Origin of the sequence: Pseudomonas sp. 31-12 (genome assembly GCF_003151075.1) — a bacterium.
In the GTDB taxonomy this organism is placed as follows: domain Bacteria; phylum Pseudomonadota; class Gammaproteobacteria; order Pseudomonadales; family Pseudomonadaceae; genus Aquipseudomonas.
Genome location: NZ_CP029482.1, coordinates 3,667,454 through 3,687,043, shown reverse-complemented (window position 1 = coordinate 3,687,043; position 19,590 = coordinate 3,667,454). Strand labels below are relative to the sequence as shown.

The following is a 19,590-nucleotide window of genomic DNA, read 5'->3' as shown; positions in this document are numbered from 1 at the left end:
GGATTCTAGCGAGCCCGCTATCGGTGGAAGGTATTGATGATAATGATCTCGACGGATACGTGCCGCGCAATATTTTGCTTAATGGTACTCGAATCATTATTCCTTACTGGCCCGACCCGGAGCCACTGGACGAACTTTGGATTGAACTGGATCAGGGTGGCACTGTTACAAGGCTCTACACAGAATTCTATAGTCCACCACAACCACCTTATCTTTATTTCAATTTGACGCCAGCGCACCTCGCAACTGACGGCGTTGCGCTTTTGTCCTACCTGGTTTGGAAAGCGAGCGGTGGCATCGCGGATCCATCACCTGAAAGAAAACTGACGATAGATCACACGCCCATTCTTGTTCTGAATGAACCTACGTTTCCCCATGCAACGATTTGGGGTTACTTGAATAACGAGACAGTACCGCCGTTGACCTGCGGAGCAACCGTTTTGATACCTACAGCCAATAGCCCTGCGGCAGATGGCGATAAAGCCAAATTATATTGGCAAGGGTATTCAAGTTTGAATGGAAGCGGGCCACCAGTGCGGGGTACTTACGGTGACTGGGAGATAACGCTGGAGCCGAAGCATATAAATGGACATTGGCTGTTTGTTGTTCCGTTTGACCCCAATGTCAAGCCACTTATTGATAATGATTCAGCCATTGCTCACTGGCAGTTGTTCAAAGGCGGGCGACTTGTCGGCGAGTCGAAAAAAGGTTTGGTGAAAATAGACAGGGTAACACCTGGCGAAAGCGGCCCTTTCGGCCTGAATACACAAGGAGATGGAAAAATGGCTATAAAAATCGTACCAAGAACTCCAAGACCTGAATTCAACGGTGTCAAGAATATTGACCCCTTGGCTGATATTTCTATAGACACACTTGCAGACGGTCTGATCGCCAAAAGCGTGCTGGACACCGGGTTTGTGACGATTGACTTTACCCGCACTGCAGAAGAGTTTGACGAGGATGAACTGGAGCTGGAATACGGTGTTAAAGGCCAGACGCTGACAACGTGGAGTCAAAAAATTGCACTTGGTCCGGTTGCTACCCGGCCGGTTGGGACTATACCGATCCCGTTACCAGCAAGCTTGTTTCCAGAACTTCCAACACCGGCAACGCCCACCACTCATGAAGTTATGTTTCAACTCTACAAAGAGGGGGGCGGTGTTAATGAACCCTCCAATGTGTTGGAGTTTGTTATCGACAAGACTGCACCGTTTGGTTCAAAAAGGTCAGACGCCAATGGCAATGCCGTTGTCACGCTCGCCGTACCAACGCCAACCCCCGCGTTCGTTAATTCACCCTCGGATGCGCAACGCACAATTAACGAAGCCTGGTTGGCGGAGCCGGCTAACGCCGACCTGAATTTCACCGTGAACGTTGGTTATCCGCTGCGGCGTCTTGACGAAAATCTTCGCGTTTGGTTGATTTCTGGCGCTCAGAGAGTCGAGGTGTGGAACGATGCGGTACCCGCTAGCGGCGCATTTACTATCGACAACACCGTGTTACGCACATTTCCAAACGGCCGCGTCAGAATTCAGTATCAATGGACAGATCTGCCTGGTAATGAAAGTCGGGAGTCTGCCGCAAGTGACGTACTGACACTGGCATTGGCACAACCTCCAGTTTCAACAAAAGGTCCTCTGGTACCGAAAACCGATCCGAACTATACCACGGCACTTTATCTGGACGATTTTGCCGACGGGATAACCGCGATCGTTGAAAGCGCTTTCATCACGAATGCAGAGCCAGGCGATGAAATTTTCATCACCATTGAAGACGCCACTGACGCAACTAACTCTGTAAATCTTACCTCCCAACCGTGGGTCGCCAATACCAATTTAACGTTTGCCCTGACATACACGGATCTCTCCCAAATATTTAACGATGCCGATGAGCCTAAAATGGCCAATATCTGGTATGAGATCTTTCGAACCGGTATTCCAAACGCTGAATCTCCGGTTCAACTCATCACGTTGGCATTCGACCATGCGGGACCTACGAATCCGGATCTTCCAGATCTTACCAACAGAGATCTCGTGTTGCCTGTAGTGACGGGTGCCTCGAATACGCCTAACGACTTGCGGCCCGGTGACAGAAACAGTCCGGGCAAATTTAAAGTTACCTTTGCAATCGGTCAGCCTCCTATTACTTCGGCCGAGTTGGCGAAGTGTTTCATTAATGGTCAGCCTGTAGGTGAATTTAATCCATTTGAAGATGCGGATGAATTTGATGTTCCTGTTTCGGCAGAGATCATATCCAGGTTGCCCATTGGCACAGTAGATGCTCACTGGACCATTCAGAAGGCAGATAGTGATAAAAACGTAATGAAATCCCTTAACCAACCGGTGACTGTTGCTGGTGCAGCAGTACCTTTACCTCCACCTACAATCAGGGTCCGCAATCCGGCCTTGCGTGATTACATCGAATGCTACGGCATGATCACTCCAACCAGTAGCATGGTTCTAGGCTTGCAGATTCCAAAAGATCCGCTTCTACCACCAGGTAAAACGATTACAGCACATTTCGCAGCTTACAGGGACGTGGCATGCACTGATCTGATTGCTGGTACTGAAGACTCTCGAGATTATGAGATCAAAGCCGCCAATCTTCCTGATGTCGCGCCAGTGGCCAACCCTGCCATTTTCAAATTGGCACAACCTGTCAGGGGAGCAATAGCGTATGGCAAGTATTGGTACACGACCGATATCAATGGACAGCAATCGTCTGACCCAGTCATCAAACAGATCGACAATATCAGCAACAGTTTCAATTATTGCGATCTGACACCTGCTCCGGCTGCTCTTTAGTTGGCGTATTAGCTGATCGGTGTCGCGAGAGAGACACGGATGTTTCTTTCGTGATTGCCCGTGTTAACGGCAAGGGAACGGTAGACACGCTACAGTCGGCGAGAATAATTCCTCTTTTGTTAAGGAATATTCCTACATATAAGTCTCGATTTTCTCATTAAAGTGTCGAACGTTTTTTTGGTGGGAGCTTTCAATACTGCCAAAAAGCAATGTCAGTAGTTGCGCAGTTTGAGGAATTCCCCATGCATTTTTGTTTTAAATCTCCGCCCTCTGTGACTTTTCAGAAGTTAGTGATTGCTGCGGCACTTCTATCCTCCAGCGAGGCCTTCAGTCGAACACTAAATCCAGGTGAGAGCGCAGTCGTCACGAACCCACCCGCACCGGAAGCCTGGGTGGTGTCCCAAGGGGGCACACTAACCATTGATAACGCACAGGCGCTGACCATCTCGTCATCAAATGCCAACGTCGTTTTCAATGGCGGTCAAAGCGCCCGTATCGATGCCAACACTTCAGTGGTAAACCTCTCTGGTGCGACTGTAAACAGCGCGGCTGGCAGGGGGGCGATACAACTGATCGACAGCAGCGCCATTATCGACAACAGCACCATCATCAGTACCAACAGTTTCGGTCTTCTCTTGGGTCGCAATACCACTACCCCGGCGTCTTCGAGCGCGACGGTCAAGGGAGGAAGCACGATCATCGGCCTGAATGGCGCGGATGCGGTGGGCTTTGCCGTATTAAACGTCGAGAACTCCACCGTCCGAGGCACGGGTTCGGACAGTTATGGTGTGAGGCTTGGTGGGGCGACGCTTTCGGCCAACGGCAGCGTTCTGTCCGGAGAGAAGAACGGCCTGCAAATCAACACTGATTTAACCGGTGTCAATGCCAACACTGTGACGTTGAACAGTACCCGTGTAACGGGGGGAACAGGGTCAGCCATCTTATTGGGCTCTTCGGGTGCTGCCGGTACAGTTGCGAATATCAGTATTTCTGGCACCAGCGAGCTGATCGGTGGCAACGGTAACCTGTTGCAAGCGACCAATCGCTCCACCGCCAATCTCACCATTGACGGCAGTGCTCTGGATGGCAATGTCGTTGCCGATACCGGCAGCACCGTTGCGCTGTTGATGAAAAACGCAGCCTCCATCAATGGCAATTTGCAGAATGTCACTCAGGTCAGCCTTGATTCCAACAGCACGTTGAACGGTAATGTGCAGGCTGTTGCGGGGACAGCGGCAACGGTCAATTTAAACAACAATTCTGCAATCAACGGCAATGTCGACAATGTCGTCAGCCTCGCACTGAACAATGGCAGTCGTATCACCGGTAACGTGCTCTCCGATGCCAATGGCAGCGTGTCGCTGGACAACCGCTCTGTGCTCAACGGCAATGCCGACAATGTTTCCAGCCTTGCGCTGACCAATGGCAGCAGCATGACCGGTGATGTAGTTACCGGTATCAATGGCAACGTGCTGCTGGACAATGGGTCGGTATTGACCGGCAAAGTCAACAATTCAGGCAATCTGAGCATCAACAACGCGGCGCAGTGGGTGATGACCGGGGATAACGCCATACAGAACCTGACGTCCAACGGCGGCATCGTGCGCATGGGCACCAACGAGCAGTTCCTTCGGCTGGATGTCGCTAACGTCTCCGGCAACGTCACTGTTTTCACGGGGACAGACTTGAGCACCGGCAATACCGATTTTTTCAATGCCGGGCACGCGGACGGTCAAATTAAATTTGATGTCACCGCTACCGGCAACAATCCGCTGACTGCCGAGGACGTACACATCGGCATTATCAATTCGGGCAACGCTGACGTCAGCTTGAATAATGGGGAAACAGTGGACGGCGGCACGTTTGTCTACCGGCTGGCGAGGGAAGGCGAGGGCTTGTACCTGCGCCCGGACAAGGAGACAGTCAGTAAGTCGACCAATACGGCCTTGGCACTGGCAGGCAGCGCGCGCAGTATCACGTACGCTGAAACAACCATGCTCAGCGAGCAGGTGGGTGAGCGTGGCATGAGCGACAATCAGATGGGTTCGTTACGTGCAGCCGGTGACGACGCGGTCATGAACCTCAGCAACAGCGTCTGGGTGCACACGTACGGCAATCAATACAGCGTCAAGAATGCCTACGGCGACGGGTATACCCAGAACCAGAGGGGAATCACTGCAGGTGCCGATACGGCGGTCGATTTGGCGGGCCGTCTATGGGTGTTGGGAGGGTTTTTCGGGTCGAGTCATACCGAGATGGATCTCAAGTACGGATCCAGTGCAACGGTTACAAGCCTGAACGCCGGTGTCTATGGCAATACGTTCGATGTTAAAAGCGGTGTCTTCGTTAACGTCATGGCCAAGATCAACGAGTTTGATCACAAGGCCAAGGTCATCATGAGCGATGGCACACCTGCCAAAGGTGACTTCAAAGCATTGGGTGTCAGCGGGTCGGTGGCGGTGGGCAAACATATTCGTTTCGACAGCGGCTACTTTATCGAACCTAAAGTGCAACTGGCCACAGCCATCACCCAGAGCGACAACTATCGACTGGACAATGGGCTGGAAGTAGAAAGCGATGCCATGCGTTCGTTTCAAGGCAAAGTCGGCATCCGGGGCGGGGTAGCAATTGCGCTCGAAGGCGGGGGTGTGCTGGAGCCGAGTCTGGTCACCGCCGTCACTCATGAGTTTGTAAAAACCAACGAGGTCACGATCAATGACGATGACGCCTTCGATGACGATCGTGGTCGCAGTGCCGTTGAATACGGTGTACGCCTGAAGTGGACGCCTGCACAAAAAAACTGGCAAGTGTCCGGTCAAGTCGGTGGCAGCAAAGGCAAGACGGTCAGCCAGGACTGGAGTGGGAACTTGTGGTTGAGCTACTTCTTCTGATGGAGTCAGCGATTCTCAGCTAACTCGATACAACAATGCCCTGAACGTTTCGGGGCATTTTTTTAGCTAAAGACTCGCGTCACATCAGCGCAAGCCAGGCAGAAACCAATAGCAGTAACGCCATTGCGCGATTAAAACGCCGGAGGGCCTTTGCCGAGCCAAGCCATCGGTTTGCACCCTTTCCCAACAGTGCCCAAACAGTCAGGCACGGCAGCGAAACCAGAAAAAATGCCAGCGACAGCCCGATAATCTGAAGTTGACGATCATCGCCGACCCCGGCGAACACACCGACCACGGCAAACGCCATCATCCAGGTTTTTGGATTGACCAACTGCAAGCTCGCGGCTGCCCACAATCCAAACTCGCGTCTTTTTCCACCATCCACGGTGAATGTCGAGAGCGGCGCATGGTAAATCTGCCATGCCAGGAAGCTCAGCCAGGCGATCCCGGCCCATTTCATCAGCGATTGCACCCCTGGCAATCCGGAGAGCGACTCACCCACACCGCTCCCCACCAGCAACACAATCAGCGCCGCACTGGCACAGGCGCCGAAAATGATCGGCAGCGCTGCCTTGAAGCCAAAGCGGGCGCTGTTGCTCAGCACCAGAATGTTGGTTGGTCCCGGCGTGATGGACGCGACAAAAGCGAACAGCAAAAATGGCAGCAGTGTGGGAACGGTGGACAACATGGCAGCGGGCTCCGTGAATGATCTCTGGAGCCGATCCTCACAAAGTTCGGGTCATGCGTCTGGAAGATTTGAGCAGCGCTTGCGGTACAGCGCCGGAGTCAAGCCATATGCCCGGACAAACCAGCGGCCCAGATGGCTCTGATCGGCAAAGCCCAGTTCCATCGCCACTGCTGCCGGTTGACTGCCAAGGGCCAGCATTCTCCGGGCCGTGGCGAGGCGCAATTGCACGAGGTAGGCGTGGGGTGCCATGCCATAGGCGGCCTTAAAGGCGCGAGTCAGACGAAAACGGTCGACACCCGTTGCTGCGGCCAATTGATCGAGGCCGATATCGTATTGAGCATTGGCGTGTAGATACTCACGAGCCCTCTGCGCCACCAACGGCAGGCGCGGGTCTTCGCCGTAACGGGTGCGCCAGTGTAAATGGCTGGTCAGACGTTCGAGCAACCTGTCGAGCGCGGTCTGGCGGACGATTTTCAGCTCGCCGTGATGCAGCGTTTGAAACGCCAGGCTGGTGGCGTGGGCCAGTCGTGGATCGCTGGCCAGGGTGTTGGCGAAACTCAATTGACTGTTGTCGGGGGCATTTTCGAAGACGGCACTGAGTTCACGTTTCAGCCACTGCGGATCGAGGTACAGCATGCGATAGGTGAAACCGTCTTCAGTCGGCGCGTCGCCGTCGTGGATGTCACCCGGTTCGAGCAGGAATACCTTGCCCGGCGTGCTTTGATGCGTCGCCCTCCGGCAATTGAATTGCTGGACGCCTTGTTCGGTGACGCCCACCAGGTAGCTGTCGTGCCAATGCGGGTCGTAGGCGTGGCCCTGGAAATGCGCGCGCAGGGTCTCGATGCCGGTATCGGCGTCCTGGGCCAGATCGATCCAGTTGTGAGTGGTCATGCTGCACCTGTGGGACGGATTGCCGGTTTATTTAACGCCGATGCCGAGGTCGATGCCTAGAACGTTTGTGCACGCATCAGTTGAACAGTCCTGCCGCGATGTTGATCGAGAAGCCGAGGATCGCCGTGTTGAACAAAAAACCGATCAGCGATTGTGCCAGCACGATTTTGCGAATGCCCCGGGTCGCCACGCCGACGTCCGAGGTCTGCACCGCCACGCCAATGGTGAAAGAGAAGTACAGGAAGTCCCAGTAATTGGGCGTTTCCAGGCCTTCTGCAAAGCGCAGCGCCAGGTCTTTGCCGTCCCAGGTGTAGAACAGACGGGCGTAATGCACGCTGAAAATCACCCCGATCAGCAGCCATGAACCGAGAACCGTCAGCGCAGTGAAGCCGTAATGCAGCAGCTTGCGGGTGGTTTCCAGGTCTTTGCTGCCGGCCAGTTCAAAGGTGATGGTCGCGAGGCTGGCAATCGCGGCGATGCACACCACGAACAGCACCAGACCGGCGTTTTCATCTTCGACTTCGGCAATGCGCTTCACGTCCGGGGCCTTGGCGCGCGTGGTGAGCCAGAGCATCAGGATCAGGTACGTCCAGACCCCGACATTCCAGCCAATGAGGATTTTGCTGATGATCGAATCGGCCGGAGCCAGAATGCCTGCCGCGACGCCAAGGAGGGTGGCGCCGGACAGGCGAGGGTGGGTGCGGGCGAGGAAAGGCATGGAGACTCACGGTCAGGGGCTCTGCAGCACCATAGCCTTGCCGTGAGTGGTGCATCAAGCGCTGCCTTTCAGGTCAATCAAGGGGCAGGTCAAAAGCGTCAAGGGGTTTGAGGATTACTGTCTAAAGTGAAAACTCCATTTTTGAACGTAATCTGCGTCCCGTTGGAGGCTACTTCACTGATGAATTCCAGGCGGCCCGTGAACAAACCATGCGATGAACCATCCGCGGGCACTTGCTCGACCACCAGTTTGCCGCTTTTTGCCGGATAGCCTGCCGCTCCCGGATAAACCTCGTTGTAACTGACGAGGATTTTATCCTTGCATGCGTCCAGTTCAAAAGTGCCAGGTCCAAGGTCGCGTGCAAATGAGATAGTGACTATATCCAGCGGGCGGTTGGGTACACCGTCTGAATAGGTCTGGGACCAGGCCAGCCAATGTGGAACCTTCAGGCCTACCTCCGGATTCCCGGGACGTGCCTCGAGTAGAAATTGATTGGCGTTGTATTTTTTATACGCGCCACCTTCAAGCGCAGCCGTGAAGGTGCCAGCGGTATCTGCCTTTGAAGTTGCCAGGACTTCAAAGCCTTTCATCTCCAATAAGCCTTGACTGACAACAAGCTCCTTGTTTTCTAAAAGGCGAACGGTAAAGTTGAAAGTGCCCGTTACAGTTTGTTGCTTAGTATCGATCGTTACATTTATTTTGCCCGATTTAGCCAGAAAAGGCGTCCAGTTAGAATCCCGAAATTCAATCCAGCTTGCCTTGGCGGTGGCAAGGTTTGAATAGTCACTGTCAATGGAATACTCCTTGTTCGTCACATCTCCCTCATCCGGTATCCGCAGCTCGATCAAGAAGCTTTGCCCGTCGTCTTTTACATCAGCTGAATTCGCGACCCAAAAATTGTACACAGGGTCATGGTAAAGAGTCGGTTTCTTGTCTCCGTGAAAATTGACCTCGTCATTCAACTTCGCTGTGATAAAGCCCGTGGTGGTGATTTCCATATGCGCTCCTGAACCGGTAGGGGAGTATTTAATTGCCGCGCGGCAGGAAACAGCTTATGTGTTTGATCGTTCCTAAGTAACTGTCAGATATAACAGGTGTAAGAGTCCTGTTTTTTATAACTGAAGTGGATTTTTTCTGGCTGAGGCCAGACTTGTGTTCGGCGGGTGAAAACTATTGTCATCACCCGCGAGGGCGGTAGTCACCCTTTATTCATGCGCTTCACCCACTTCATCACCACCACAAAAAACACCGGCACAAACACCACCGCCAGCGTCGCCGTGATCATCCCGCCAATCACTCCGGTACCGATCGCTTGCTGACTGGCCGAACTGGCCCCGGTAGCAATCGCCAACGGCACCACACCCAGAATGAACGCCAGCGACGTCATCACAATCGGCCGCAATCGCAGACGCGCCGCTTGCAGCGTGGCGTCGATCAGGTCATGGCCTTCGTCATACAGGCTCTTGGCGAATTCGATGATCAGGATCGCGTTCTTCGCCGACAGGCCAATAATGGTGATCAGCCCGACCTTGAAGAACACGTCGTTGGGCATTCCGCGAAAGGTCACGGCCAGCACGGCGCCGAGCACACCCAGCGGCACCACCAACAGCACCGACGTCGGAATCGACCAACTCTCATACAACGCCGCCAGACACAGAAACACGATCAGCAGCGACAAACCGAGCAGAATCGGCGCCTGACTGCCGGACAAACGTTCCTGCAATGACAACCCGGTCCACTCCTGACCCAATCCCGCCGGGCCGAGCGCAACCAGCCGCTCGATTTCCGCCATGGCTTCACCGGTGCTGTGACCGGGCGACGGCTCACCGGAAATGCTGATCGCCGGGTAGCCGTTGTAACGGGTCAATTGCGCCGGCCCCTGAATCCATTTCGCTTGAACAAACGCCGATAACGGCACCATCTTCCCGGCATCGTTACGCACATGGATCTTCAGCAGATCGGCCACCTGACTGCGCTGATCGCCTTCGGCCTGGACCACCACCCGTTGCATCCGCCCCTGATTGGGGAAGTCGTTGATGTAGGCCGAACCGACCGCCGTGGACAGCACGTTGCCCACGTCGGCAAACGACACGCCGAGCGCGTTGGCCTGTTTGCGGTCGACTTCCAGCTGCACTTGCGGTGCTTCGGCTAGTGCGCTTTCGCGCACGTTCATCAGGATCGGACTTTTCTCGGCGGCGGTGAGCAATTCGCTGCGCGCTTTCATCAGCGTGGCATGACCCAGGCCGCCACGGTCCTGCAAGCGAAACTCGAAACCGCTGGAGGTGCCGAGGCCGTCAACCGGCGGCGGCAGCACCGAGAAGGCCACGGCATCCTTGATCTGGCTCAGCGCGATGTTGGCGCGGTCGGCGATGGAACTTGCCGAGTCGTCGCTGCCCCGATCCGACCAATCCTTGAGCGTGGTAAATGCCAGTGCGGCGTTCTGCCCGCTGCCGGAAAAACTGAAGCCGAGAATCACCGTGCTGTCGCCCACACCCGGTTCCGTGGCGTTGTGCGCTTCAATTTGCTCGACGACCTGCACCGTGCGGTTTTTGCTCGCGCCCGGTGGCAGCTGAATGTCGGTGATGGTGTAACCCTGATCTTCAACCGGCAGGAACGAGGAGGGCAAACGACTGAAGCACAGACCCAGACCGATCAGCAGCACACCGTAGATCAGCAGATATCGACCGGTGCGTTTCAGTGCATAGGCGACCCAGCCTTGATAACGCGCGGTCAACCGCTCGAAACCACGGTTGAACCAACCGAAGAAACCGGTTTTCTCGTGGTGCTCGCCCTTGGCAATCGGCTTGAGCAGCGTCGCGCACAACGCCGGGGTCAACGTCAGAGCAAGGAACGCCGAGAACAGGATGGAGGTGGCCATCGACAGCGAGAACTGGCGGTAAATCACCCCGACCGAACCCTGCATGAACGCCATCGGAATGAACACCGCCACCAGCACCAGGGTGATGCCGATGATCGCCCCGGTTATCTGCGTCATGGCTTTGCGCGTCGCCTCTTTGGGCGACAGGCCCTCGGTGGCCATGATCCGCTCGACGTTCTCCACCACCACAATGGCGTCGTCCACCAGAATGCCGATGGCCAGCACCATGCCGAACATGGTCAACACGTTGATCGAGAAGCCCAGCGCCAGCATGGTCGCAAAGGTGCCCATCAGCGCCACCGGCACCACCAGCGTCGGGATCAGCGTGTAGCGGATGTTCTGCAGAAACAGGAACATCACCGCAAACACCAGCAGCATCGCCTCGCCGAGGGTGAAAACCACTTTGGTGATCGAGACTTTGACGAAAGGTGAAGTGTCGTACGGAATCTTGTATTCCACGCCTGCCGGGAAATAGCGCGCCAGTTCATCCATCTTCGCCCGCACCAGGGTCGCGGTACTCAGGGCGTTGGCGCCCGGCGCCAACTGCACACTGACGGCGGTGGACGGCTTGCCGTTCAGGCGCGTGCCGAACTGGTATTCCTGGCTGCCGATCTCGACTCGCGCCACATCCTTGATCCGGACAGTGGAACCGTCGGGATTGGCTTTCAGGACGATGTCGGCGAACTCTTCCGGCGTCGACAATTGGCCTTTGACCAGAATGGTCGCAGTGATTTCCTGGGTGGTGCGCGTCGGCAAATCACCGATGCTACCGGCCGAGACCTGAGCATTCTGCGCGACGATGGCGGCGTTGACGTCGGCCGGGGTCAGGTTGAAACCGATCAGCTTCTGCGGGTCGATCCAGATCCGCATCGCCCGTTCGGCGCCATACAGTTGGGCCTTGCCGACACCGTCGAGACGCTTGATCTCGTTCATGACGTTGCGCGCCAGATAATCACTGAGCGCCACATCGTCGAGCTTGCCGTCGCTGGAGGTCAGGGTGATCAGCAACAGGAAACCGGCGGAGACTTTCTCCACCTGCAAGCCTTGCTGATTGACCGCTTGTGGCAGACGCGACTCCACGACTTTCAAGCGGTTTTGCACATCAACCTGGGCCATTTCAGGGTTGGTACCCGGCTGGAAAGTGGCTTTGATGGTGGCGCTGCCGAGGCTGCTCTGGGATTCGAAATACAACAGGTGATCGGCGCCGTTGAGCTCTTCCTCGATCAGACTGACCACGCTCTCGTCGATGGTCTGCGCCGAGGCGCCAGGATACACGGCGTAGATTTCGATCTGCGGTGGCGCGACGTCGGGGTATTGCGCCACCGGCAACTGAGGAATGGCCAACGCGCCGGCCAGCAGGATGAACAGGGCGACCACCCAGGCGAACACCGGGCGATCGATAAAGAACTGCGGCATAAAAAAGCGTCCTGCTTACTGACCAGAAACCTGGGCAAGTGGAAGAGGGGTGTTGTCGATCTGGACTTTTTCACCGGGCTTGGCGTGTTGCAGGCCTTCGGTGACGATGCGGTCGCCGGGTTTGAGGCCGCCAGTGACGATCCAGCGATCGTTCTGCACCGCGCCCAGTTCGACCGGTTGCTGGCCGATGCGCTGCTCGGCGTCGAGCACCAGCACTTGGGCGATACCGGCGCTGTCACGCTGAATGGCCCGTTGCGGAACGCTGATGCCTTGCTGGTTCACCGCTTGCTCCAGGCGCACCCGCACGAAGCTGCCCGGCAGCAAATCGAGGTCCGGGTTGGGGAATTCGCTGCGCACGATGATCTGGCCGGTGCCCGGGTCGACGGTAATGTCGGTGAACAGCAATTTGCCCGGCAGCGGGTAGAGGCTGCCGTCATCCTGAATCAGCGTGGCCTTGGCCTGACCCTGGCCCACTTCTTTCAATTGGCCTGAGCGGAAGGCGCGGCGCAGGTCGTTGAGTTCGCGGGTTGATTGGGTCAGGTCGGCGTGAATCGGGTTCAGCTGCTGAATCAGTGCCAGTGGCGTGGTTTCGTTCTGCCCGACCAGTGCGCCTTCCGTCACCAGCGCACGGCCGATGCGCCCGGAAATCGGCGCGGTGACGGTGGCGTAACCGAGGTTGAGTTTCGCCCGGTCCACGGCGGCTTTGTTGGCGGCGACGTCGGCGGCGGTTTGCCGGGCGCTGGCCCGGGCGTTGTCGTAATCCTGACCGCTGATGGCGTTGCCTTCGATCAACTGGGCATAACGCTGTTCTTGCAGTTTGGCCTGGAAGGCGTTGGCCTCAGCCTTGCGCAAGGATGCTTCGGCGCTGTCCAGGTCTGCCTTGAACGGCGCCGGGTCGATACGAAACAGCACGTCGCCTTTTTTCACGTCGCTGCCTTCGCGAAAGGCGCGTTGCAACACGACGCCGGCAACCCGTGCACGCACTTCGGCAATCCGTGGCGCGGCAATCCGCCCGCTCAATTCGCTGGTGATCGACAAGGGCCGGGCTTCGATGGTTTCGACGCGGACCGTGGCCAGAGGCGCCTGTTCTTCGGCGCTTGAGGACTTGTCACAAGCGCTTAGTGTCAATGCCAAAGCCATCAGGCTGAGCTTGGCAAGCAGGTTCTTTGACATGTAAATACCCCAATAATGACTGCCCGCATCCTACGGGGAGGCGAGGAGAGTAGCGGTGAAGCTTTGTTGGTGCTGTGTGAAATTGTGTAAGGGTTTTACTCACGGGCGGGCGCGGGCGTATATCCTTGGCCGCTTGAAACTTTTTGCGACGGTCATGCCGTCATCGCCAGCAGGCTAGCTCCCACAGTAGATTGGGGATGTTCACAAAATCTGTGCTCACATCAAATCCCTGTGGGAGCTAGCCTGCTAGCGATGGCGGCCTGACAGGCGCCACTGCACTTTCTGGAAACACCCCATGCCCAATATCCTCCTGGTCGAAGACGACACCGCGCTCTCCGAACTGATTGCCAGCTACCTGGAACGCAATGGCTATTGCGTCAGTGTGATCAGCCGTGGCGACCATGTGCGTGAGCGGGCGCGGGTCAATCCGCCGGACCTGGTGATCCTCGACTTGATGCTGCCGGGGCTCGACGGCCTGCAAGTCTGCCGGTTGCTGCGGGCGGATTCGGCGACATTGCCGATCCTGATGCTGACCGCCCGCGACGACAGCCACGACCAGGTGTTGGGCCTGGAAATGGGCGCCGACGATTACGTCACCAAACCCTGCGAGCCCCGCGTGTTGCTGGCCCGCGTGCGCACGCTGTTGCGCCGCAGCAGCCTCAGCGAACCGCAGACCGCCAACGACCGCATCCTCATGGGCAACCTGTGCATCGACCTGTCCGAGCGCACCGTGACCTGGCGCGAACAACTGGTCGAACTGTCCAGTGGCGAATACAACCTGCTCGTGGTGCTGGCCCGGCATGCCGGCGAAGTGTTGAGCCGCGACCAGATCCTGCAACGCCTGCGCGGCATCGAATTCAACGGCACCGACCGCTCGGTGGACGTGGCGATTTCCAAATTGCGGCGCAAGTTCGACGACCACGCGGGCGAGGCGCGCAAGATCAAGACCGTGTGGGGCAAGGGCTACCTGTTCAGCCGTTCCGAGTGGGAATGCTGAGACGATGTTCAGGATCCTGTTTCGCCTCTATCTGGTGATGATCGTTTCGTACAGCGCGGCGATCTACTTGATGCCGGACCTGGTGATCAAGGTATTCCATGAGCGGTTTGTCACCTACAACCTCGATTATTCGCGCGGGCTGCAAACCCTCATCGTCAAACAGTTCCACGCCGTGCCCGAAGCGCAGTGGCCGGCGCTGGCGAGCGAGATGGACAAGGAATTCGCGCCGCTGCAGATCGTCCTGACCCGCCATGACGACCCCGATTTCACCCCCGATGAACGCCAGCGTTTGCAGCGTGGCGAGAACGTCGTGCGCATCGGCGACTGGGGCTGGCGCACTCTGGCCGTGGCGCCGCTGAACCCGCAGACCGTTGTCGAAATGGTCGTGCCGCCGGACCCGATGGACGTCAGCCTGTTGTACTGGAGCATCAACGTCCTGATCGGCGCGACCATGCTCGCCTGTCTGTTACTGTGGCTGCGCCCGCACTGGCGCGACCTGGAACGCCTCAAAGGCACCGCCGAACGCTTCGGCAAAGGCCACCTCGACGAGCGCACGCAGATTTCCCCGCACTCCAACATCGGCAGCCTGGCCAACGTCTTCGACACCATGGCCGGCGATATCGAAAACCTGCTCAACCAGCAACGCGACCTGCTCAACGCCGTCTCCCACGAACTGCGCACGCCACTGACGCGGCTGGACTTCGGCCTGGCCCTGGCGCTGTCCGACGACTTGCCGGCCGCCAGCCGCGAACGACTGCTGGGGCTGGTCGCGCACATTCGGGAACTGGATGAGTTGGTGCTGGAGTTGCTGTCCTACAGCCGACTGCAAAACCCGGCGCGGCTGCCGGAGCAGGTCGAAGTGTCGCTGGATGAGTTTATCGACAGTATTTTGGGCAGCGTCGATGAAGAGCTGGAATCGCCGGACATCGTGATCGATGTAGTGCTGCATGGGCAGCTCGAACGCTTTGTGCTGGATCCGCGACTTACCGCTCGCGCGATTCAAAACCTGCTGCGCAATGCGATGCGCTACTGCGAAAAGCGCATTCAGATTGGCGTGCAGGTGTGCGCGAAGGGTTGCGAAATCTGGGTCGATGACGACGGCATCGGTATTCCCGATGATGAACGCGAGCGGATATTCGAACCGTTCTATCGACTGGACCGCAGCCGCGACCGGGCAACGGGTGGGTTTGGCCTGGGGCTGGCGATCAGCCGTCGAGCGCTGGAAGCGCAGGGCGGCACGCTGACCGTCGAATCGTCGCCGTTGGGTGGTGCACGGTTCCGATTGTGGCTCCCCACCTCCGCCTGATCCAACACCGAACCCTGTGGCGAGGGGGCTTGCCCCCGTTCGGCTGCGAAGCAGTCGCGAAACCAGCCAATGCGGCATGACTGAAAGAACACTGACGCGCCAGCCGACAGACGGTAGCAATTCCCAGGCCCCACCTGTCAGAAATGACAGTAGCCAAGCCCCCGACCATAGCGCTCTCATATCAATGAAGCCTCTCTCCACCTTGAGCGGCGTTACTGACTGGAAGCGCTGCCATGACCGACATTCCCGTACTGACCCTCTACGCCCCACGAATTCCCGGCTGCAAAGATGTCGTGCCCGCCCCGGTTGATGCGCACGTAGGGATCCCACTGGCGCTGACCTACCTTTATCCGCAAGGGGTGAAAGTCTTTGTCGACGCCTATGCGCAACAGGAAGTCGGTGACAACATCGACCTCTATCTCAACGGTGTTGTGGTGTCCGTCGCTATCGTGGAGTCTTTGACCGATAAATTCTTCACACTGTATTTACCAGTAAAAGCGCTGTTCAACGGGCCAAATGAAATCCACTACACCGTCCGGCGCGGCTCGGAAAACATCGACTCGTCGACGACGTTGCGGGCATGGTTTCACAAGCAACGGCCAGGCCTCAAGGATCTCGAAGGTAACCACGAATGGCATTCTGAACTGACGATCAATATTCGGCCGCCATGCGTGCTGGACGACGGAGTAGACCCTGAACAGGCCCGAAAAGGAGTGATTTGCACGGCGTTGTATCCCCTGACCCGAGCGTTTGACAAGATCCGCGTGAGGTGCGGCGGCGAGTCGATCGAGCATGTGGTTTCGGAAGAGGAGGCGAAATCCGGCAAGCCTGTGGAGATCTTGATCGACGAAGCGGTGTTCAAAAAGATCGGTGACACTCCGAAGTGCGTCGTGACCTATACCGTGTGGGACTGGATCGGAAACAGCGTGGATCTGGATGCCCTGTGGTCGGCGGCCATCGAACTGTTCATCAGCCTGAACGGCACATGGTACGAACCACCTCTGGTCAGCGAAGACCCGAACGACGCCTCGGACGATCCGGACAGCATCGATTTGGGCAAGCTGGCGGGGAGAGCAGCGATTGCTCAAGTCCACGCGCAACGTTCATGGCTCAAGAACGACGTCATTGAACTGACCTGCACGTTCACCTCGGCGACGGGCTCGACCGAGGTGCTGATTCTTAAGGAAACCGTGGATCGCGCACCGTTCATTTACAAACTGTCGGTGCCCCACGCTCATTTCGTTAAGGCAGTGGGCGGTTCGGCCAGTTTCAAATACAAGCTGCTGCGCGGTGGTAAGGAAGTTGGGCGATCCTTCACGACTACGGTTGACGTGATTGGTGAGGCACTGATTGATCTGTCGCCGGTGACCGTGGTTGGCCAGCCGGGGCTGGCGGTTGATGCACTGGCCTTCCCGGAAGGCCTAATCGCCCGTATCGAGTTTGCCCAGGCACAGTCGGGTGACCAGTGCCAACTCCATGCCCGACCGGTCACGGCGGACGGTCTGCCGACGTTTACCGCCAAGGTGTTCAATGCCAATAAGCGGGTCAATAACACGCTGACAATTCGGGATCTGGTTGCTCGACACGGTACGGTCATCCGCTTGCTGTGGGATCTGATGCGAAACGGTGTCCAGACCCGGTCGAAGCCGACATTGTTGACGGTGCAGAAGATTGTCGACGGCGATCCGAGACTGCCAACGCCGAAGGTGCCTCAGGCGCTGGATGACAAGGTGTTGAATTTGAGCGAGTTTGAAGGTGATGCCGAGGTGAAGGTATTGCCTTGGTTGGGGATTCGGGAAGGGCAAGAAGTTGAACTCAAGTGCGTCGGGATCAGTAGCGAAGGCGGCGAGTATGTGATTCCGCTACTTAAAGCATATAAAGTCACAATGCAAGAGGTGAATTCCGGACTGAGGGTGCCCTTGCGGAGAAAAGAACTGCAAAGTCTGAAACATGACAGTCAGGCAAATGTGAGCTTGAGTGTTTTTCTCGGTCAGAATACTGATCAGGTTAGGCCGGTTTTATTTCCGATATGTGAGTTGACTGTGCAGCGTACTCTCACTGAAAATTTTGATGGTCAATTGACACAACTTGTAGTTTCAGGTCAAACGATCGAAACCTCAACTATGAGAATAGGGTTTGTATCAGGGGGCGGGATGATGGGGATCGCACCGACTACTGATGGGTTCGTTACCATTCCGGCGAAAACAGAACTTCAAGTTTTACATATCAGTTACAAACACCCGGGAGTACAACGCATTGCGTTACACCTGAAGAAACCATGCAACGAAGTTTCGTTCTGGTACGGGGGGACGAATGACGCCACGAATGTCGCATATTTTTATGGGGTAAACGGATTGTTAGGGCAGCAATTTTTGCTCTTGAACTTGAACTCTGCAAATAAAATAGTTTGTTCCGAGGCCGGTATTGTGCGGATAGAGTTCCAAAACTCAGGAGGAGACTGGTTTGTACTGGATAATTTTTCATTCTCTTACTGAGATAACTATTTCCGGCGTATCCCCATCGCGCAGCAGCGTCGCCGCATGAGTAACCTGCGGCACGTCTGCGCCACTGGCGCGGGTGATGTCGAGGTTGGCCAGGCTTTCCATCATCTGCGTGACGGCCAGGAAACGCGTGGACGCGTTGCTGTGCAAGACATCCAGCGGTGCCTGGGTTGCGACCAGAAACACCGGAATGTCGCAGTCGTTGTTGGTCATCGGCATGTGCGGGTTCATGCTTCACCTCCCGCTTGGGCGTCGCGCAGGCCATCGATTGATGGCTTGCACCAGTGAGCGTGCGGTGCCGAGCATTTGCTGGCTGGCCCAGCGTAATGAAGCTTTACGCCGTCAAACGAATTGGGTGGCAACTGTGTGCAGGTTGACGGACCGGTCCAAGAAACCCGGCGCATTCGAAAGTGCCCCGCACACAGTCACCATTAAGCTGCACGCGGGCACACGAGTGCACGAGCAAAGTTGAAGAACTATGCGCATCTTGGAATTACCGAGCCGTCAAACCCGATCACGAATGAGTCGTGACGGACGCGAGGATAGGGAGTGAGGTAAGGCAGTCAACAGCCTGAACGCGTGAAACCGGCGGTTCATTTGTAGGTTTGTTCCGAACCTGACCGGAGGCCCTGACACCCGTAACACCTGTGGCGAGGGGATAAGTCCCCTCGCCACAACGGCAGCTGCTACAGGGGATTAGCCTGGTACTTCGGTGGAGGGAATCAACCCAACCCCAGCCACCTGCATTCGCTCGATCGCCGCTGCCAATGATCCGTCCAGATCAATCGCCCGGCACGCATCCATCACCACAAACGCATTGAACCCTGCCGCCCGTGCATCCAGCGCCGAAAACATCACGCAGAAATCCAGCGCGAGGCCGGCCAGGTAAACGGTATCGACGCCGCGTTCTTTCAAATAGCCGGCCAGCCCGGTGGTAGTCGTGCGATCCGCTTCCAGAAACGCCGAATAACTGTCGATGTCCGGATTACAGCCTTTGCGGATGATCAATTGTGCGTGGGGCAGGTCCAGATCCTTGTGCAACTCGGCCCCGGCGGTCGCTCGAACACAATGGTCCGGCCATAGCGTTTGTTCGCCGTAAGGGAGCTGAATGACGTCGAAAGGCTCGCGGCCGGGGTGACTGGAGGCGAACGAAGCATGGCCCGGCGGGTGCCAGTCCTGGGCGATGATGACCTGTTTGAACTGGCCGCCGAGGCGATTGATCAAGGGCACGATCAGGTCACCTTCAGGCACCGGCAGTTGGCCGCCGGGAATGAAGTCGTTCTGTACGTCGATGACCAGCAAGGCTGTGCGAGAAGCGTTGGGCATG

Annotated in this window: 13 protein-coding genes; 5 read left to right on the top strand and 8 right to left on the bottom strand. The window is 56.7% G+C overall.

Annotated features, from left to right (window positions below; all coding sequences use genetic code 11):
• Window positions 1-23 precede the first annotated feature (23 nt).
• Entirely contained in the window at window positions 24-2,804 is a 2,781-nt protein-coding gene (locus DJ564_RS17265) for a hypothetical protein (RefSeq protein WP_162556214.1), read from the top strand.
• Window positions 2,805-3,046: 242 nt separating this feature from the next.
• On the top strand, window positions 3,047-5,695 hold the full coding sequence (locus DJ564_RS17260; protein WP_109631816.1) for an autotransporter outer membrane beta-barrel domain-containing protein: 2,649 nt from the start codon (window positions 3,047-3,049) through the stop codon (window positions 5,693-5,695).
• Window positions 5,696-5,774: 79 nt separating this feature from the next.
• Here the strand turns inward: DJ564_RS17260 and DJ564_RS17255 are convergent, their stop codons facing one another.
• From DJ564_RS17255 to DJ564_RS17230, 6 genes are all read right to left on the bottom strand, one after another.
• Complete coding sequence (locus tag DJ564_RS17255; protein WP_109631814.1) at window positions 5,775-6,383, bottom strand: LysE family translocator; 609 nt, start codon at window positions 6,381-6,383, stop codon at window positions 5,775-5,777.
• A gap of 51 nt (window positions 6,384-6,434) precedes the next feature.
• Window positions 6,435-7,274: an AraC family transcriptional regulator gene (locus tag DJ564_RS17250; protein ID WP_109631811.1), complete on the bottom strand. Its 840-nt coding sequence runs from the start codon at window positions 7,272-7,274 to the stop codon at window positions 6,435-6,437.
• 76 nt (window positions 7,275-7,350) lie between these two features.
• Window positions 7,351-7,992 carry a DUF1345 domain-containing protein gene (locus tag DJ564_RS17245; protein WP_109631808.1) on the bottom strand — a complete coding sequence of 214 codons (642 nt, stop codon included), beginning with the start codon at window positions 7,990-7,992 and terminating at the stop codon, window positions 7,351-7,353.
• 98 nt (window positions 7,993-8,090) lie between these two features.
• On the bottom strand, window positions 8,091-8,990 hold the full coding sequence (locus tag DJ564_RS17240) for a hypothetical protein (RefSeq protein ID WP_109631805.1): 900 nt from the start codon (window positions 8,988-8,990) through the stop codon (window positions 8,091-8,093).
• Between the two features lie 200 nt (window positions 8,991-9,190).
• Complete coding sequence (locus tag DJ564_RS17235; protein ID WP_109631802.1) at window positions 9,191-12,286, bottom strand: efflux RND transporter permease subunit; 3,096 nt, start codon at window positions 12,284-12,286, stop codon at window positions 9,191-9,193.
• Between the two features lie 15 nt (window positions 12,287-12,301).
• Entirely contained in the window at window positions 12,302-13,459 is a 1,158-nt protein-coding gene (locus tag DJ564_RS17230; protein ID WP_109631799.1) for an efflux RND transporter periplasmic adaptor subunit, read from the bottom strand.
• Window positions 13,460-13,754: 295 nt separating this feature from the next.
• Between DJ564_RS17230 and DJ564_RS17225 the strand changes: the two genes are divergently transcribed.
• From DJ564_RS17225 to DJ564_RS17215, 3 genes are all read left to right on the top strand, one after another.
• Entirely contained in the window at window positions 13,755-14,456 is a 702-nt protein-coding gene (locus DJ564_RS17225) for a response regulator transcription factor (RefSeq protein WP_109631796.1), read from the top strand.
• A gap of 4 nt (window positions 14,457-14,460) precedes the next feature.
• Window positions 14,461-15,762, top strand: a complete 1,302-nt coding sequence (locus DJ564_RS17220; protein WP_109631793.1) for an ATP-binding protein — start codon at window positions 14,461-14,463, stop codon at window positions 15,760-15,762.
• Window positions 15,763-15,995: 233 nt separating this feature from the next.
• Window positions 15,996-18,257: a hypothetical protein gene (locus DJ564_RS17215; protein WP_109631791.1), complete on the top strand. Its 2,262-nt coding sequence runs from the start codon at window positions 15,996-15,998 to the stop codon at window positions 18,255-18,257.
• Here the strand turns inward: DJ564_RS17215 and DJ564_RS17210 are convergent.
• Both DJ564_RS17210 and pncA read right to left on the bottom strand, forming a co-directional pair.
• A complete protein-coding gene (locus DJ564_RS17210; RefSeq protein WP_109631788.1) occupies window positions 18,243-18,494 on the bottom strand; it encodes a short-chain dehydrogenase in 252 nt (83 codons plus the stop codon). The genes DJ564_RS17215 and DJ564_RS17210 overlap by 15 nt on opposite strands.
• Window positions 18,495-18,959: 465 nt before the next feature.
• Window positions 18,960-19,589 carry a bifunctional nicotinamidase/pyrazinamidase gene (gene pncA / locus DJ564_RS17205; RefSeq protein ID WP_109631786.1) on the bottom strand — a complete coding sequence of 210 codons (630 nt, stop codon included), beginning with the start codon at window positions 19,587-19,589 and terminating at the stop codon, window positions 18,960-18,962.
• Between the last annotated feature and the right edge of the window lies 1 nt (window position 19,590).

Bases quoted from the DNA above. Each gene is read 5' to 3' on its own strand.
- DJ564_RS17260 (WP_109631816.1), top strand. From the start codon at position 3,047: ATGCATTTTTGTTTTAAATCTCCGCCCTCTGTGACTTTTCAGAAGTTA.
- DJ564_RS17255 (WP_109631814.1), bottom strand. From the start codon at position 6,383: ATGTTGTCCACCGTTCCCACACTGCTGCCATTTTTGCTGTTCGCTTTT.
- DJ564_RS17250 (WP_109631811.1), bottom strand. From the start codon at position 7,274: ATGACCACTCACAACTGGATCGATCTGGCCCAGGACGCCGATACCGGC.
- DJ564_RS17245 (WP_109631808.1), bottom strand. From the start codon at position 7,992: ATGCCTTTCCTCGCCCGCACCCACCCTCGCCTGTCCGGCGCCACCCTC.
- DJ564_RS17240 (WP_109631805.1), bottom strand. From the start codon at position 8,990: ATGGAAATCACCACCACGGGCTTTATCACAGCGAAGTTGAATGACGAG.
- DJ564_RS17235 (WP_109631802.1), bottom strand. From the start codon at position 12,286: ATGCCGCAGTTCTTTATCGATCGCCCGGTGTTCGCCTGGGTGGTCGCC.
- DJ564_RS17230 (WP_109631799.1), bottom strand. From the start codon at position 13,459: ATGTCAAAGAACCTGCTTGCCAAGCTCAGCCTGATGGCTTTGGCATTG.
- DJ564_RS17225 (WP_109631796.1), top strand. From the start codon at position 13,755: ATGCCCAATATCCTCCTGGTCGAAGACGACACCGCGCTCTCCGAACTG.
- DJ564_RS17220 (WP_109631793.1), top strand. From the start codon at position 14,461: ATGTTCAGGATCCTGTTTCGCCTCTATCTGGTGATGATCGTTTCGTAC.
- DJ564_RS17215 (WP_109631791.1), top strand. From the start codon at position 15,996: ATGACCGACATTCCCGTACTGACCCTCTACGCCCCACGAATTCCCGGC.
- DJ564_RS17210 (WP_109631788.1), bottom strand. From the start codon at position 18,494: ATGAACCCGCACATGCCGATGACCAACAACGACTGCGACATTCCGGTG.
- pncA (WP_109631786.1), bottom strand. From the start codon at position 19,589: ATGCCCAACGCTTCTCGCACAGCCTTGCTGGTCATCGACGTACAGAAC.